This is a genomic window from Caballeronia jiangsuensis (assembly GCF_046030135.1).
GTDB classification, from domain to species: Bacteria; Pseudomonadota; Gammaproteobacteria; order Burkholderiales; family Burkholderiaceae; genus Caballeronia; species Caballeronia jiangsuensis.
Map to the genome: position 1 here is coordinate 1 of NZ_JAQQDB010000144.1, position 373 is coordinate 373.

At 62.7% G+C, this 373-nt stretch carries 1 protein-coding gene and 1 pseudogene; both read left to right on the top strand.

Annotation, left to right across the window (positions count from 1 at the left end):
- Positions 1 to 23 precede the first annotated feature (23 nt).
- A pseudogene (locus tag PQR08_RS38730) lies at positions 24 to 89 on the top strand (hypothetical protein); the annotation flags it as partial.
- Between the two features lie 35 nt (positions 90 to 124).
- On the top strand, positions 125 to 373 hold a 249-nt coding region (locus PQR08_RS38735), incomplete at its 3' end, for a helix-turn-helix domain-containing protein (RefSeq protein ID WP_408164520.1).

Genomic DNA, 373 nt, shown 5'->3' on the forward strand with positions numbered 1-373 from the left:
TGCCTTGGAACCCGCAGGACACCATGCAACTTCGCCTTGAATTCGTGACCCTGGCCCTGCAACAGGAGATTGCTTTCAGCGAGCTGTGCCAACGCTTTGGCATCAGCCGGCAGACCGGATACAAGTGGGTCAACACCGCTATCAGGCCGGGGGCCGCGAGGCGCTGGGCGATCTCTCCCGACGTCCGCACAGCAGCCCGAATCGGACCTGCGACGAACTCGAAGCGCGGGTGCTCGAGGTGCGAAGCCAGCATCCAGCCTGGAGCGCGCACAAGATCAGCCGGCGCCTGAAGGATCAAGGCCTGCAAGGCGTGCCTTCGCACAGCACGGTCAATGTCATTTTGCAGCGCCATGGATGCATCGGCGAGAAGGCT